The organism is Pararhodobacter zhoushanensis (genome assembly GCF_003990445.1).
In the GTDB taxonomy this organism is placed as follows: Bacteria; Pseudomonadota; Alphaproteobacteria; order Rhodobacterales; family Rhodobacteraceae; genus Pararhodobacter; species Pararhodobacter zhoushanensis.
In genome coordinates, this window is record NZ_REEZ01000016.1 from 89,673 (window position 1) to 103,497 (window position 13,825).

14 protein-coding genes are annotated in these 13,825 nt (G+C 64.8%); 8 read left to right on the forward strand and 6 right to left on the reverse strand.

Features of this window, described 5'->3' with window-relative positions; genetic code table 11:
* Positions 1-138: 138 nt before the first annotated feature.
* Positions 139-1,068, reverse strand: a complete 930-nt coding sequence (locus tag EAE28_RS22335) for a nucleoside hydrolase (protein ID WP_127110481.1) — start codon at positions 1,066-1,068, stop codon at positions 139-141.
* A 151-nt stretch (positions 1,069-1,219) separates the two neighbouring features.
* Here EAE28_RS22335 and EAE28_RS22340 point away from each other — a divergent pair, with 151 nt between their 5' ends.
* The 3 genes from EAE28_RS22340 to EAE28_RS22350 all read left to right on the forward strand — a co-directional run bounded on the left by EAE28_RS22340 (position 1,220) and on the right by EAE28_RS22350 (position 4,619).
* Positions 1,220-1,765 (forward strand): flavin reductase family protein, encoded by a 546-nt coding sequence (locus tag EAE28_RS22340; protein ID WP_127110483.1) that lies wholly within the window; start codon positions 1,220-1,222, stop codon positions 1,763-1,765.
* A 96-nt stretch (positions 1,766-1,861) separates the two neighbouring features.
* The gene (locus EAE28_RS22345; RefSeq protein ID WP_127110485.1) at positions 1,862-3,508 is read left to right on the forward strand and encodes an asparagine synthetase B family protein; all 1,647 of its coding nucleotides are present in this window, start codon (positions 1,862-1,864) and stop codon (positions 3,506-3,508) included.
* Positions 3,489-4,619: a glycosyltransferase gene (locus EAE28_RS22350; RefSeq protein WP_127110487.1), complete on the forward strand. Its 1,131-nt coding sequence runs from the start codon at positions 3,489-3,491 to the stop codon at positions 4,617-4,619. The genes EAE28_RS22345 and EAE28_RS22350 overlap by 20 nt, the downstream gene beginning before the upstream one ends.
* A 98-nt stretch (positions 4,620-4,717) precedes the next feature.
* Here the strand turns inward: EAE28_RS22350 and EAE28_RS22355 are convergent, their stop codons facing one another.
* Together EAE28_RS22355 and EAE28_RS22360 are read right to left on the reverse strand one after the other, a co-directional pair.
* Positions 4,718-6,208, reverse strand: coding sequence for a replicative DNA helicase (locus EAE28_RS22355; protein WP_127110489.1), 1,491 nt, complete (start codon positions 6,206-6,208; stop codon positions 4,718-4,720).
* 153 nt (positions 6,209-6,361) lie between these two features.
* On the reverse strand, positions 6,362-7,036 hold the full coding sequence (locus tag EAE28_RS22360; RefSeq protein ID WP_127110491.1) for an orotate phosphoribosyltransferase: 675 nt from the start codon (positions 7,034-7,036) through the stop codon (positions 6,362-6,364).
* A gap of 112 nt (positions 7,037-7,148) precedes the next feature.
* Between EAE28_RS22360 and EAE28_RS22365 the strand changes: the two genes are divergently transcribed.
* From EAE28_RS22365 to EAE28_RS22375, 3 genes are all read left to right on the forward strand, one after another.
* Positions 7,149-7,952, forward strand: coding sequence for a hypothetical protein (locus EAE28_RS22365; RefSeq protein ID WP_127110493.1), 804 nt, complete (start codon positions 7,149-7,151; stop codon positions 7,950-7,952).
* A 93-nt stretch (positions 7,953-8,045) separates the two neighbouring features.
* Positions 8,046-8,246 (forward strand): heavy-metal-associated domain-containing protein, encoded by a 201-nt coding sequence (locus EAE28_RS22370; RefSeq protein ID WP_127110495.1) that lies wholly within the window; start codon positions 8,046-8,048, stop codon positions 8,244-8,246.
* A gap of 4 nt (positions 8,247-8,250) precedes the next feature.
* A complete protein-coding gene (locus EAE28_RS22375) occupies positions 8,251-9,477 on the forward strand; it encodes a DUF2254 domain-containing protein (protein WP_164736750.1) in 1,227 nt (408 codons plus the stop codon).
* A gap of 59 nt (positions 9,478-9,536) precedes the next feature.
* Here EAE28_RS22375 and EAE28_RS22380 read toward each other — a convergent pair whose 3' ends face one another.
* Genes EAE28_RS22380 through EAE28_RS22390 form a run of 3 tightly spaced genes read right to left on the reverse strand, consistent with a single transcriptional unit; the run spans position 9,537 to position 11,625 of the window.
* Positions 9,537-10,262, reverse strand: coding sequence for a DUF1194 domain-containing protein (locus EAE28_RS22380; protein WP_127110499.1), 726 nt, complete (start codon positions 10,260-10,262; stop codon positions 9,537-9,539).
* A 7-nt stretch (positions 10,263-10,269) separates the two neighbouring features.
* Positions 10,270-10,698, reverse strand: coding sequence for a VOC family protein (locus EAE28_RS22385; protein ID WP_127110501.1), 429 nt, complete (start codon positions 10,696-10,698; stop codon positions 10,270-10,272).
* 60 nt (positions 10,699-10,758) lie between these two features.
* Positions 10,759-11,625 carry a DUF817 domain-containing protein gene (locus tag EAE28_RS22390; RefSeq protein ID WP_127110503.1) on the reverse strand — a complete coding sequence of 289 codons (867 nt, stop codon included), beginning with the start codon at positions 11,623-11,625 and terminating at the stop codon, positions 10,759-10,761.
* A gap of 84 nt (positions 11,626-11,709) precedes the next feature.
* Here EAE28_RS22390 and thyX point away from each other — a divergent pair, with 84 nt between their 5' ends.
* Both thyX and EAE28_RS22400 read left to right on the forward strand, forming a co-directional pair.
* A complete protein-coding gene (thyX, locus tag EAE28_RS22395; RefSeq protein WP_127110505.1) occupies positions 11,710-12,615 on the forward strand; it encodes an FAD-dependent thymidylate synthase in 906 nt (301 codons plus the stop codon).
* Positions 12,612-13,490, forward strand: a complete 879-nt coding sequence (locus EAE28_RS22400) for a DUF4238 domain-containing protein (protein ID WP_164736751.1) — start codon at positions 12,612-12,614, stop codon at positions 13,488-13,490. Before thyX ends, EAE28_RS22400 begins: the two co-directional genes overlap by 4 nt.
* Positions 13,491-13,825: the final 335 nt, after the last annotated feature.

A 13,825-nucleotide genomic window follows, 5' to 3' on the forward strand; every position in this document is an offset into this window, starting at 1 on the left:
CATTTTCTGTCGAGAAATATCCACGGGGGGATTTTCAAGGGGGGGCGCGTGCGTCCCCCTTGAAGCAGGGGGCCCGGGGGGCGGCAGCCCCCCGCACTAACAGCAGACCTGAGGCGGCAGCCCCCTGCACTTACAGCGTCAGAGCCGCCCCAGTCGCTCCGTCAGCAGCGCATAAAACCCGTCCGCATCGCAACCGCCGACAAAGAACGCATTCTTAGGCCGGTCGGTAACCCCCCACCAGTCGGCCACCGTCATGCCCAAGGTCAGCTCGGACACCGTCTCGATCTCGACGTTGATCTGGCGGCCCGAGAACAGGTCGGGCTGCAACAGCCATGCCACCGTGCACGGATCATGCAGCGGAGCGCCCTCGCTGCCGTATTTCGCCATATCGAAACGCTCGAAGAAATCGGTCCAGCCCGCCACCGCCGGCCCCACCGCACCGGGGAGGGCGCGAAACGCGTCGATCCGCGCGCGGGTGGTCAGCACGCTATGCGTCACATCCAGCGGCATCACGGTCAGCTTGATGCCCGAGCGGAACACGATCTGCGCGGCCTCGGGGTCGACGTAGATGTTGAACTCTGCCGCGGGCGTGATGTTGCCGACCTCAAAATACGCCCCGCCCATGATGACGATCTCGTCAATCTTCGCGGCAATATCGGGCGCGCGTTGCAAGGCTGTGGCAATATTGGTCAGCGGGCCAATCGGCACCAGCGTCACGGCCTCGTGCGCCCGGCAACTGTCGATAATGAAATCAACGGCATGCTGTTCTTGCAGCGGCATCACCGGGTCGGGCAGGTCGGTGCCATCCAGCCCGGTCTTGCCATGCACATGCTCGGCGGTCACCAGCGGGCGCACCAGCGGACGGTCGCACCCGGCGAAGACCTTTACATCCGGCCGTCCGGCCAGCTCGCAGACAATCCGCGCGTTGATCGCGGTGCGCGACAGCGGCACGTTTCCGGCAACGCAGGTGATGCCCAGCAGCGCCAGCTCCGGCGAGGCCAGCGCCAGAAGAATGGCGACAGCGTCGTCCTGTCCGGGGTCGGTGTCGATGATAATCTTGCGAGCCATGCTGCCTTCTCGAATTGCGAAGCGACGACCCTAGGAAATCTCCCCTCCGATGTCGAGGGCGACTGGCAACGCCCCGCCGTCGGCTTATCTTGCCGTAAAATGGCCCCGTTTCTCTGGCTTTCAGGGGGGCAGTTACGCTAGGAAGACCCTGATGAGTTTCGCACGCGCAGACCGGATGACTGACCTGACCGAGCCCTCGACCTTTGTGCCCGGACCGGCAACCGAACGCGCCTTTCGCGACGCGCTCGGGGCCTATGCGACCGGCGTGACCGTGATCACGACCAAGAGTGACGTGGGGCCGCTGGGCATCACCGCCAATTCTTTCGCCTCGCTTTCGCTGGACCCGCCGCTGGTGCTGTGGTCGCCCGCGCGCTTCTCACGCCGGTTCGAGGCGTTCACCGCCGCGCCGCATTTCGCCATCCATGTGCTGGGGGCCGATCAGATGGCACTTGGCCGCCATTTCGCCAAGCAAGGCCATGCGTTCGATCTGCCGGGCGTCGCGCTGAACGCGCAGGGCATTCCGGTGCTGCCGGGCTGTCTGGCGGTGTTTGAATGCGCGCTCGAAGCGGTGCATGAGGGCGGGGATCATGCCATTGTCGTGGGCCGGGTGCTGTCGGCGCGGCATCGCGCCGGTGCCCCTTTGGTGTTCCATGGCGGGCTTTATGGCGGTTTTGGCGATGGTTTTTCGCGCGATTAACCCAAAGCCGGGGGTTATGCTTGCTGGATCGCAGCCGGGCAGGGTAGTCTGTCACCAAGCGGGCAAAGACCCGGGCCGAGCGTTGGGATCAAGGCAGTGAACCAAATCAAGACCAGCCCGGGCGCGTTGCAGACCGGGGTCCGTGCGCAATCGCGTCCGTGGATCGACGCGGGGGCGCAGGTGCCCTTTGTCTTCCTCAGCCAGTCGCAAGGTGCCGTACAGGTTCAGGGCACGCCCGCCGCGCTGGTCGGTCACCGCATGCGCGTGCCCGGTGATGCGCGCCCGCGCGGGCTTTGGGGGGAATGGGCATGGGACGGCGAAACCCTCACCGCTGCCGTCGATCCGATGGGCTATTTCAGCCTCTATGTGTATGCCAAAGGTGGCCAGATCGGCCTCTCGCCGTCGATCCTGCACCTGTTGCAAGCCGGGGCTGATCCTGAGCCCGACGACCTTGCGCTGGCTGTCTTTCACCGCGTTGGCTTTTTCGTGGGCGACGACACGCCTTTCCGCCATATCCGAACCCTGCCGCCGAACGCGCGGCTGACATGGGCCAGGGGCAAGCTCAGCATCACCGGCGGCCCGCCTGCGCCCAAAACGCTGGACCTGAGCCGCGAGCAGGCGGTCGAGGCCTTCATCGAACTGCCCCGCGCCGCGATCAGCCGGTTTCTGGGCAGCTGGGATGGCCCCATCGCACTGCCGCTGACCGGCGGGCGCGACTCGCGGCATATCCTGCTGGAAATGGCGCATCAGGGGCGCAAGCCCGACACCTGCCTGACCTTCCACCACGGCGGAAGCGCCCTGAATGCCGAGGTCCAGTCGGCCCGCGCCGTCGCCGGGCGCGTCGGCGTCACCCACCGCATCCTCGGCCATCCCCGCCTGCGCCTGCGCGACTGCGTGCGCGGTTTGCTGATGACCCAGCTGTGCGCCGACGAGCACGCGCAGATGATGCCGATGCATGATTTCCTCAGCGGCAGCGCCTATGCGGCCGTCGACGGCATCGGCGGCGACATCCTGACCAACCCCGACGACTGGGCGGCGGGTTTCATGGAACGCGCCCGGCGCGGTGACTATACCGGCATCGCGCGCGGCATGGCCGAGGGGCATGGCGGTGTGATCAGCCGTCCGGGCCATAGGGGCGGGGCAGGGGCGGTGTTCTCGCCCGAGCTTGACGCCGCTGCCATCGCGCGGATCGCCGATGCGGTAAAGCTCTATGACGACGCGCCCGATCCCTATCAGGCCTTCTGGTTCTGGCACCGCACCCGGCGCGAGATTTCCTTTACCTCGACTGCGGTGATGGGCGGCGCTGCCATGGTGTTCAACCCGTATCTGGACCCCGATTTCGTCGAACTGGGCCTGTCGCTGCCCTGGGACGTGACGTGCGATCAGAAACTGCACGACGACGCCATCTTCCGCGCCTATCCGGCCTATGCGGATATTCCCTTCGCCTCGGGGTTCCGCAACCAGCCGCTCAGCAAGTTCCGGCTGCACCGGGTCGCCAACGCAGTGGATGCGCTGCGCATCGCCGCCATCGCCGGGCCGGGCAGCGCGCTGCAAGGCGTGCGCGCGGCCCTGCGCGAAACGCCGCTCAACCGGATCCCGTCGGACATTCTGCGGCTGCATGACGGCTACGTGCGCGGCATGGATGCGGCAGAAGCGCAGCGCCTGATCGCCCTGTCCACCCGTCTGTCCGCGGCGGCAGTCAAAGGCGAGGGAGTGGTGAGCCATGTCCATTCCGACCCCTGAGGTTTTTGCCAACCGGGTGCGGCTCTACGCCCGCCGCCGCCGCGCCGAGGCGGCGCGCGCGCGCGCGATGGCGAGCGGTTTCCCCAAAGGGGCGAAGGAGCGGCTGCTGTTGGTCAGCCAGCCCGAGCGCATCCCGCAAAGCCAGATCTACCCGTTTCACCACTACGCCGCCGATCTTGAGCGCCTCTACGGCGCGTCAGTGCGCGAGGCCGATACCTGGGCCGTGCTGCGCGGCGAGGTGCCGCGGGCAACCGGAGCGAGTGTCGTGGCCTTTCAGACACCCTTCGACATTGCCGATGCCGACCTGATCCGGCTGGTCGAGACCCTGCGCGCCCAGAACCCCGGCGCGCGGACGGTCTGTCTGGACTGGTTCGCGCCCACTGACCTGCGCAACGCCGCGCGCATGGACCCGCTGGTGGACCTGTACGTCAAGAAACACCTGCTGCGCGACCGATCGCTCTATGGCCAGCCGACGCGCGGTGATACCAACCTGACCGACTATTTCAACCGACGCTATGGCATCAACGAAGCCGAGCAACGCTATGAAATCCCGCCGGGTTTTCTGGACAAGCTGGTGCTCGGCCCCTCCTTCCTGACCGCCCCCGGCATCCTGCCCGCCCTCACCGGCCGCCGCCCGCGCGGGGCGCGGCCCATCGACCTGCACGGCCGTTTCGCGGTTGGCGGGACGCCGTGGTACGCGGGGATGCGCGGCGAGGCCGAGGCGGCGCTGGAACGGTTGGACGGGCTGAGCGTGCTCAAGGGCGAGGGTGTGCCGCTGCCGCGTTTCATGGTCGAGATGAGCCGCTCGAAACTGGGATTCTCGCCCTTCGGCTATGGCGAGGTGTGCTGGCGCGATTACGAATCGATCATGGCCGGGGCGGTGCTGCTCAAACCCGACATGCGCCATATCGAGACCGCGCCGGATATTTTCGAGCCTTGGGAAACCTATGTCCCCGTTGCCTGGGATCTGTCGGATTTCGAGGCGGTTACCCGCCGCGTCTGCGCCGATGACGCGCTGCGCGAGCGGATCGCGGCCAAGGCGTTCGACCGGCTGCATGACTGGCTGCTGTCAGACGCCTTTGCCCGGACCATGGCGCCGCTGTTCGGCTGACGGGCCCCGGCGCTCGGGGGCATCGAGCCCCCTCGCGCCGCTCAAAGCCCGCAGGCGGGCTTTGAGAAGGTGAGTATTTAGGACAAGATGATGGGCGATCAGTAGTCGTTGGCGCCTTCTTGCCAGCTTTGGACAAGGTTGCCGAAGCGGGTGAACTGGCCGTCGAAGCTGAGGTTCACGGTGCCGATGGGGCCGTGGCGCTGCTTGCCGATGATCACCTCGGCGCGGCCGTGCAGGCGTTCCATGCGCTCCTGCCATTTGGCCATTTCGTCGAGCTTGTCGTCCGAGGGTTTCTCGCGCTCGGCGTAATATTCTTCGCGGAACACGAACATCACCGAATCCGCGTCCTGCTCGATCGAGCCGGATTCGCGCAGATCCGAGAGCTGCGGGCGTTTGTCTTCGCGGCTTTCGACCGCGCGGCTGAGCTGTGAGAGGGCGATGACCGGGATCATCAGTTCCTTGGCGATGGCCTTGAGGCCCTGGGTGATCTCGGACACTTCCTGCACGCGGCTTTCCTTGGACGAGCCGCGCAGCAGTTGCAGGTAGTCGATGACCAGCACATCCAGCCCATGCGTGCGTTTCAGGCGGCGGGCGCGGGCGGCGACCTGGCTGATCGGCAGGGCGGGGGTATCGTCGATGTAGAGCGGGCAGTTTTCCAGCGTCTTGGCCGCTTCGATGAAGCGGCGCAATTCGTCCTGGCTGAGCGTACCACGGCGGATTTGCTCCGAGGGTACTTCGGCGGCCTCGGACAGGATACGCGTGGCGAGCTGGTCGGCGGACATCTCGAGGCTGAAGAAGCCGACCGCACCGCCGTTGATCGCGCCTTCGGTGCCGTCCGGCCGGATCCCGCGTTTGTAGACCTTGGCGATGTTATAGGCGATGTTGGTGGCGAGCGAGGTTTTGCCCATCGACGGGCGACCGGCGAGGATCAGCAAGTCCGAAGGGTGCAGCCCGCCGAGCTTCTTGTCGAGATCGTCAAGCCCGGTCGAAATCCCCGACAGCCCGCCATCGCGCTGATAGGCGGCGTTGGCGACGTTGACGGCTTCGGTCGCGGCGCGCAGGAAGCTTTGGAAGCCGCGCTCGGCCACACCCTGTTCGCCCATCTTGTAGAGCGCCTGCTCGGCCTCGATGATCTGCTCTTTCGGCTCGCTGGAAATATCCACCGTTGCCGCCTTGGCGGCGATGTCGCGGCCCAGCTGGATCAGATCGCGGCGCACGGCCAGATCGTAGATCATCTGCGCATAGTCGCGCGCGGCATAGGAGGCGATGGCGGCCCCGGCGATGCGCGCGAGGTACGCCGCGCCGCCCAACTCTTTCAGCCCGGCGTCGTCATCCATGAAGGCCTTGATCGTCACCGGCGAAGCCAGCGCGTTCTTCTGGATCCGCGCGGCGGTGATCTCGAAGATGCGCTTGTGCACCGGCTCGAAGAAATGCTCGGCCTTTACGATGGAAGACACGCGGTCGAAGATCTCGTTGTTGGTCAGGATCGCGCCGATGAGCTGCTGCTCGGCCTCGACGTTATGGGGCAGGACATCGAGCGGTTCGGCCGCGGGGGCAGCGTTGGGACGAATCGCGGTGATCTCGGTCATCTGGACATCCGGGCATGAGGGGGGCTTCGGGGGGCGTGTCCCGTTATGCCAAACCCCGGCGCGTGGGGCAACGCGCCGGGGTGAAATCTCTGGGGGCAGAGCTGTGGATAAGCCGCAAGCCGCTGGCAGCGCTGCGAAAGAAACTGGACCTGCTCAGTGGCTGGGCGGTGTCCAGTCGCGCGGGGCCTTGAGGAAGACTTCCACCGAATCCAGCGTCTCGGTGTCGAAATCCCCGCCGCGACGGGCTTCGGCCAGAACGTCCCACCAGGTGCACAGGTAATGCAGGGCGACGCCGTGTTCGGCCAGACGCGGTTCGGTCTCGGGGAAGATGTCGTAATAGAAGATCACCGCCGTATGGCCGCAGCTGGCTCCGGTTTCCCGGATCGCGTCGACGAAAGAGAGTTTCGAGCCGCCGTCGGTGGTCAGATCCTCGACCAGCAGCACGCGCTGGCCTTCGGACATCAGCCCTTCGATGCGGGCATTGCGGCCGTAGCCTTTGGGCTTCTTGCGCACATAGGTCATCGGCAGCGCCATGCGCTCGGCCACCAGCGCGGCAAAGGGGATGCCCGCCGTCTCGCCACCGGCGATGTTGTCGAAGGCTTCGAACCCGGCGTCGCCCATCACCTTGGCGACCAGAAAATCCATCAGCGTCGAGCGGATGCGCGGAAAGCTGATCAGCTTGCGGCAGTCGATATAGGTGGGGGCCTTGTTGCCGCTGGCATGGGTGAAGGGCTCGCGCGCGTTGAAGTGCACGGCCTGAATATCCAGCAGCATGCGAGCGGTGAGGCGGGCCATGACGGCTGGATCAATGTGCGTGGCGGGGATCATCTGGGCACTCCTGCGGCAATCGGGGGCAAAGCGGGGATCTGCCGCGTCCTAGCCGCTAATCCTTTCGCTGACAACGGGCCGGGCTGCTATCAGGGCGCACAGGAGGCCCCCTATGTACCGAATCGTTCCCACCGCCGTTTTCGCTGCCCTTGTCGGGGCGGCGCTGCCGGCTCAGGCCCAGACCCTGGACGGCCACTGGATGGCTGTCGGCGATATGCTGGGCCTCGCGCCCGGCAATATCGAGGCGCTGACCATTGAGGATGGCCACGCCGCCTCGGTGCTGTGGCGCGCGCCGACGGAAGCCTGCGCAACCGCCCCGGCGGCCGAGGGCTGCGCCATGCCGGTGCCCAGTGCCTCGGGTGCGATCAGCGTCGATGCGGTGACGTTCGGGATCACGGCGGACGAGGCTGATGCCTCACCGTTCCCCGATGTGGCGACATGGCCGTTTCTGGCGCTGCCGGGCGGGGCGTGGTCGATCATCAGTCAGGACCGGCGGTTGATGTCGATGCGCGAGGCCAGCGTGAACGGCAACTCGGTGCCGCTGATGCGCATCTGGCTGCAGGTCGCGCCTGAGGTGCCCGAGCAGCTTTATGACTACCTGACCGTTGGTGGCCGTGACATCGCGCGCAGCATCTGCGGGGTGACGACGCTGCATGCCGATGCGGCGCTGTGGCAGGGCTTCACCGCGCATCTGGCCAGCCTGTCCGCGCCGATGCACGACATGCGGCTGGGCACGCCTCAGGCGGACCCAAGCCGCTATGGCCCGCAAGCCGCGCAGTCGCTGCACCAGACGGCGGCGTGGATTCAGGGCGATCTGCCCGAGGGCAGCGTGATGGTCGCCGATATCCTCTACCCGGTGCCCGCCGCGACCGCCGCCGCCATCGCCGATTGCACGACGCGGTTGTTCGGCGGCTGAGGAACCCGGCGGCAGGACTATGCGTTCCACTGGGTGGAAGACTTGACGCCCCGCACCCGAGGGCGCAGCGTTGCGTCAACAAAGGAGCCCGCCATGGCAAACACCTTCACCCTGTCCGTTCCCGATATGAGCTGCGGCCATTGCCGCGCGTCGATCGACAAGGCGCTCGCGCCGCTGGCGGCCAAGCCCGACTTCGACATGGAGCACCGCCGCGTTACCGTCAGCGGTGATGCGCCGGAACCGGCTGTGATCGCCGCGCTCGATGCGATCGGCTTCCCGGCAGAGCGCGTCTAGGCCGTTGTTTCGCCTCGTCCTCTGGCTGCGCAGGCTTGGTCGTGCGCTCTGGCTCCGCGTCGCCGCCTTTGCGGTGCTCGCCCTGCTCGCCGTGGTGGCGGCGCATCTGGCTGCACCCCTCGTGCCCGAGTGGCTGGACGAACGCATCGACGCGAAGGCGGTGCTGCCGGTGCTCGAGATCCTCGCCTCGTCCATGCTGGCGGTGTCGACGTTCTCGCTGGGCATCATGGTGCAATCGCACCGCTCGGCGCAGCAGACTACCACGCCGCGTGTCCTGACGCTGATGATCTCGGACCCGTTGACCCAGACGGTGTTGGGGATCTTCATCGGGGCTTTTGTCTATGCGCTGACCGCGCTCATCCTGTTTCAGGCGGGCTTTGACAGCGGTGCGCCCCTCGTGTTGGGCGTTACGCTGGCCGTTACCGGGGCCGTCGTCTTCGCGCTGATCCGCTGGATTGCCTATCTGACCACGATGGGCACCACCGGCGACGCGCTGGGCCGGGCCGAGGAGCAGGCGCGCAAGGCGCTGAAATCGCACCGCCGCCAGCCCGCGCTGGGGGCGACGCCGATGGGCGCCGATATCGTCACGCCCGATGTGGTCAAGACACTGACTGCCCGGCGCTCGGGCATCTTGCAGGTGATCGACGTCAAGGGGCTGGCCGAATGCGCGGATGGCCCGGTCTGGGTGCTGCGCCGTCCCGGTCAGGCGGTGCTGCGCGGCGCGCCGGTGTTGCAGATCACCGGTGACGGCGACCCCGAGGCGCTGCTGTCGTGCCTGGTGATCGGCGATGACCGCACGTTCGAGCAAGACCCGGCTTATACGCTGACCGTGCTCAGCGAGATCGCCTCGCGCGCACTGTCGCCGGCGGTTAACGATCCGGGCACGGCGATTGCGGTGATCACCCGGCTTGAGCGGCTGTTGTGGGACTGGTCACAGGCAGACCCGCGCGAGGTGATCGATCACCCGCAGGTCTTTGTGCGCCCGTGGACAGCCGAGGAAATGGTCGAGGCCGCCTTCGCCCCCATCGCCCGCGACGGGGCCGGGATGCTTGAGGTGGCGACGCAGCTGCTGGATGCCTTGGGTGCGTTGGGCAAGGGGGGCGATGATGGTCTCGCCGCGGCGGCGCGCGCGATGGGCGAGCGCGCCCGCGCCCATGCCGAGGGCGGGCTGCGGCTGGACGACGATACAAAGCGGCTACCGGGGAGCGGGGCGCGAACGGCGGTGCGTTGAAAACGCACCCTACCTCTGCACAACCGTTGGGCGCAGTTCCACCGCCGTAGGGTGCGTTTTCAACGCACCATCATCCCACCGCCAACCGCCCCCAACAACAACGGCGCAAACTCGCGCAGCAGTTTCACCCGCATCGCCCGCGCGAAATCGCCAAACCCCTGCGCCTCCAGCGCAAACGCCCCCGGACCTTGCAGGATATTGACCTCGTACCAGCCGACCAGCCCGTCCACCGCCCCGTCATAATCGAGCGGCATGTTCCCGGCCACGGCCAGCGCATTCACCGTCACCGCCTCCAACCGGACCGAGGCCGGGCCGTCATTGGACTCGCCATCCCCTGCCAGATCAATCGTTTGGGCATCGCAGACCGGCGCGCGGCTCAACAGCCGCTCACCCGCCGCCAGCGCCGCCCCGACCCCGGTGCGTCCGCCCCAGATGCTCAGGGGATCGCCCGTCGGGCGCGGAAAACCCTGTAGCCGGTCGGCGAATTCGGCCAGATCCGTCTCGCTCTCGATCAGCACCCAGTCGACCGCAATCGCCTGCTCGCGCCGCCCGGCCCAGACATAGGCGGCCAGCGCAACCGGCAGATCGCTCAGCGCCGCCTGCCGCACCTGCGGGTCGCGCAGGGCCTCGGCGGTGCCCTCCATCATCAGCCGGTATTCGCGCGCATCGACCGAGGCCGAGACATCAAACGCCAGCGCCAAAGCCAGCCGACACGCGGCCCCCGCCGGCCCAGCCGCGCCGATCAGCGCCGCGAGCAACAGGGCAGGGGCCGCGCGCCCGTTCATTGCCCGGTCACCAGTGGCCGGTGTTCGGCATCGACGACCACGGCTCGGCGGGAACCTTCGCCTCGCCCTTTTGCAGCAGCTCGATCGAGATGTTGTCGGGGCTGCGCACAAAGGCCATGCGGCCATCCCGCGGCGGGCGGTTGATCAGCACGCCATTGTCCTGCAAATGCTGGCACATCGCGTAAATATCATCGACCTCATAGGCCAGATGGCCAAAATGCCGCCCGTCCGACGGCAGCCCGTCATCGCCGTCCCAGTTATAGGTCAGCTCGACCGGGCATTCCTCTTGCCCCTCGGGGGCCATGAAAATCAGGCTGAACCGCCCCTGTTCGCTGTCCATACGCCGCGTCTCTTTCAGCCCCAGCAGCGCATAGAACGCCATTGACGCCTCAAGATCCTTCACCCGGACCATGGTGTGCAGGTATTTCGTGCTCATGCGTGTCTCCTTAACGCCGTGTGCCGGGAAGATAACGCGCCCGCGCGCAATGTCGCCCCCTCATTCGCCAGAAAGTTCCCGGTCCGCGGGCCGCACCGGGTCGCGGTGCAGCGCGTCGCGCATCACCAGCGTGACGGTGACAAAGCTCACATAGAGCAGCAAATACCACGACCCCAGCTTGCCCAGCGACACCAGATCCAAGCGGCCTTGCCCGGCATAGACCCAGGTCTGCGTCAGTGTGCCGACATTCTCGGCCAGCCACAGAAAGAACGCCGACAGGAACGCGGCGACCGGCAGCGGCATCCAATAGGCATGCGCGCCGGGGAAGAACCAGATCCGCGTGCGCCAGAACATCAGCACCGTCGCGGCGAACAGCACCACCCGGATATCCGGCCCGAAATGATGTGTGAAGAAATTCGCATAGATCGCCCCCGCCAGCACCACCGTCGCCCAGAACGGCGGGTAAGGCGCGAACTGCATGTGGAAGATGCGGATCACCCGCGCCATGAACGAGCCCACGCAGCCATACATGAACCCGCTGAAGAGCGGCACACCCGCGATCTCGAACACCCCCGCATCGGGGTAATCCCACGAGCCCTGCGCCAGCTTGAACACCTCCATCACCGTGCCCGTCACATGGAACAGCACGATGACGCGGGCCTCCTCCCACTCCTCCAGACGCAGCCACAGAAACAGCGCCTGCGTGCCCACCGCGAAGACGAAGAGTGCGTCATATCGGCTCACCACCCAGTCCGGCTGCCACACCGCCCGGCTCACGATCAGCGCCGCCAGAAACAGGATGCCGAACAGCGCCGCCCAGCCCTGCTTGAGCGCGAACATCACAAACGCTGCCGAATGCCGCCCCATCCGTGAGCGGACCCATGTCCCCAACCGGCGCTCCAGAAACGCCGTTCCCCGGTCTTGCATCAATCAAGACCCTTCTTCTTGCGGTCCATGCCCGCTGTGATGCAAAATGTAGTCAAAACGAATCCCGTAAAAGAAAGATACCCCATGCCGCTCAGCGACGAACAACTGGCCGAGATCACCGCATCGCGCGCAACGCCGCAACTCACATTGCGGTCAGTCGCCCCGGGGATGGAAAAGCACCTCTACACCGCCCAGCCCGTGCTGGACCACGGCTTCGTGCGCGCCATCGACTATATGGGCGACGATGCCGCCATCGTGCAGGCCGCCCGCGTCAGCTATGGCGCCGGCACCAAACACGTCTCCAACGACGAGGGGCTGATCCGCTACCTGATGCGCCACTGGCACTCGACCCCGTTCGAGATGTGCGAGATCAAGCTGCACGTCAAACTCCCGGTCTTCGTCGCCCGCCAGTGGATCCGCCACCGCACCGCCAACGTGAATGAATACTCGGCGCGCTATTCGATCCTCGACCGCGAGTTCTATATCCCCGAGCCCGCCCAACTCGCCGCGCAATCCACCGTCAACAATCAGGGCAGGGGGGCCGTGCTGGAAGGGGCCGAGGCCGCCCGCGTGCTGGCGCTGCTCAAATCCGACGCCTCGCAGATGTACGACCATTACGAGGATATGCTGTCCCAGGACGGCCAGCAGGGTCTGGCCCGCGAATTGGCCCGCATGAACCTGCCGATGAACATCTATACGCAATGGTATTGGAAGACCGATCTGCACAACCTCTTCCACTTCCTCCGCCTGCGCGCCGACCCCCACGCCCAATACGAAATCCGCGTCTACGCCGAGGCGATTGCGGCGATGGTCGCGGATTGGGTGCCCTTAGCGTTCGGGGCCTTCGAGGATTACCGGATGGGCGGCGTGAACCTGTCGGGCAAGGCCGTTGACGCATTGAAGCGGATGCTGAAGGGTGAGGAAGTGACGCGCGAGAGCACGGGGATGAGTATCGGGGAGTGGCGGGAGTTTAAGGGGGTTTGGGAGTGAGTGGTGAAAAACGCTCTCGGTTACATCACTATGTGCCTAAAGCACTTCAGCGCCAGTTTTGTTCCGACGGCGAGAAGATTTGGTATTCTAGTCGATTGACGGCGAATGCGTTCGGTGCTCCTGAATGCAGAAATATAAATTCCACATTCAGAGTGAGGGATTTGTATACTGTTCTCGATGATAGTATTTTGTCAGATCGTGTTGAGCGTGATTTTTACGGAGCGCTTGACGATTATTTTGGTAAATTGTTGCCCGAAGTAAATCAGTGCTTCGAAAAGGGAGGTATTCCAATCTTTCAGGATACCCAGCTGCGCAAGCTGCGAAGTGCCGTTTTCGAGATGTTAAAAAGAACCCCTGAAGGGAAGTTCAATTTTGGTGAAGATGAAGCCCTTGGGCGGGAAGCAGTTAAGGAATGCCTGGCGCGTGCAGAAAAGATTGATGATTTGAATAATTCTTCACGCTACAGAGCGATCCTTCAAGATGATAAGAAGCTGAAAGCTTGGGGTAGAGATATTCGAGTTCGGGGCACAATAACAAAGATGGATCGGGTTCTCGAAAAGCTTGAAGAATACTCGGTTCGCTGGATCGAAATAGATGGAAAATGTTCCTTTGTATTGCCCGGCTCTATAGTCTTGAGGGTGGGGAACGGTGGGCCAAATGGTCTCATTAATCCTAAGATGGAAATGTGGATGCCGATAGGCCCGAAGCGCTGTATGGTTCTTTTGCGAGATGTGGATTCACGAATACCATTGATAGTGTTTGAGACTGCCAAAAGGGTCAGAAATTTCAATGAATTTGCAGTCAGGCAATCGCAGAGCGTGGCATCTCATAGCGAAAAATTGCTTAAGTCGGTGACTAATTTTTGTAAGCCGTAGAAACCATTAGAGTGCGCGTTCATTGCGCACCGTTCCCCGTTAACAACCCACGCTCCATCAGTCGCCCCGACAATCCGCGACTTTGCTCTTAGCACCATGCAATCGGCAACGCCGGTTGATGGGTTGGTTGGCGAGCCGTAGGTCGGGGTTCACCCCGACATTTTCTCGACCACGCTCTCACCAAGAATCCCCCACGCGTCCCGCCGAGTCGGGGTGAACCCCGACCTACGTTTGATCCCGGTGCCAACTGGAATACGGCGTAAGCGACGTCTCCGCCCCATTGATGTTCCGCTTGCGGTCGCCCGCTCGGTGGCGCTGTCGACTGGCGTTTGCGG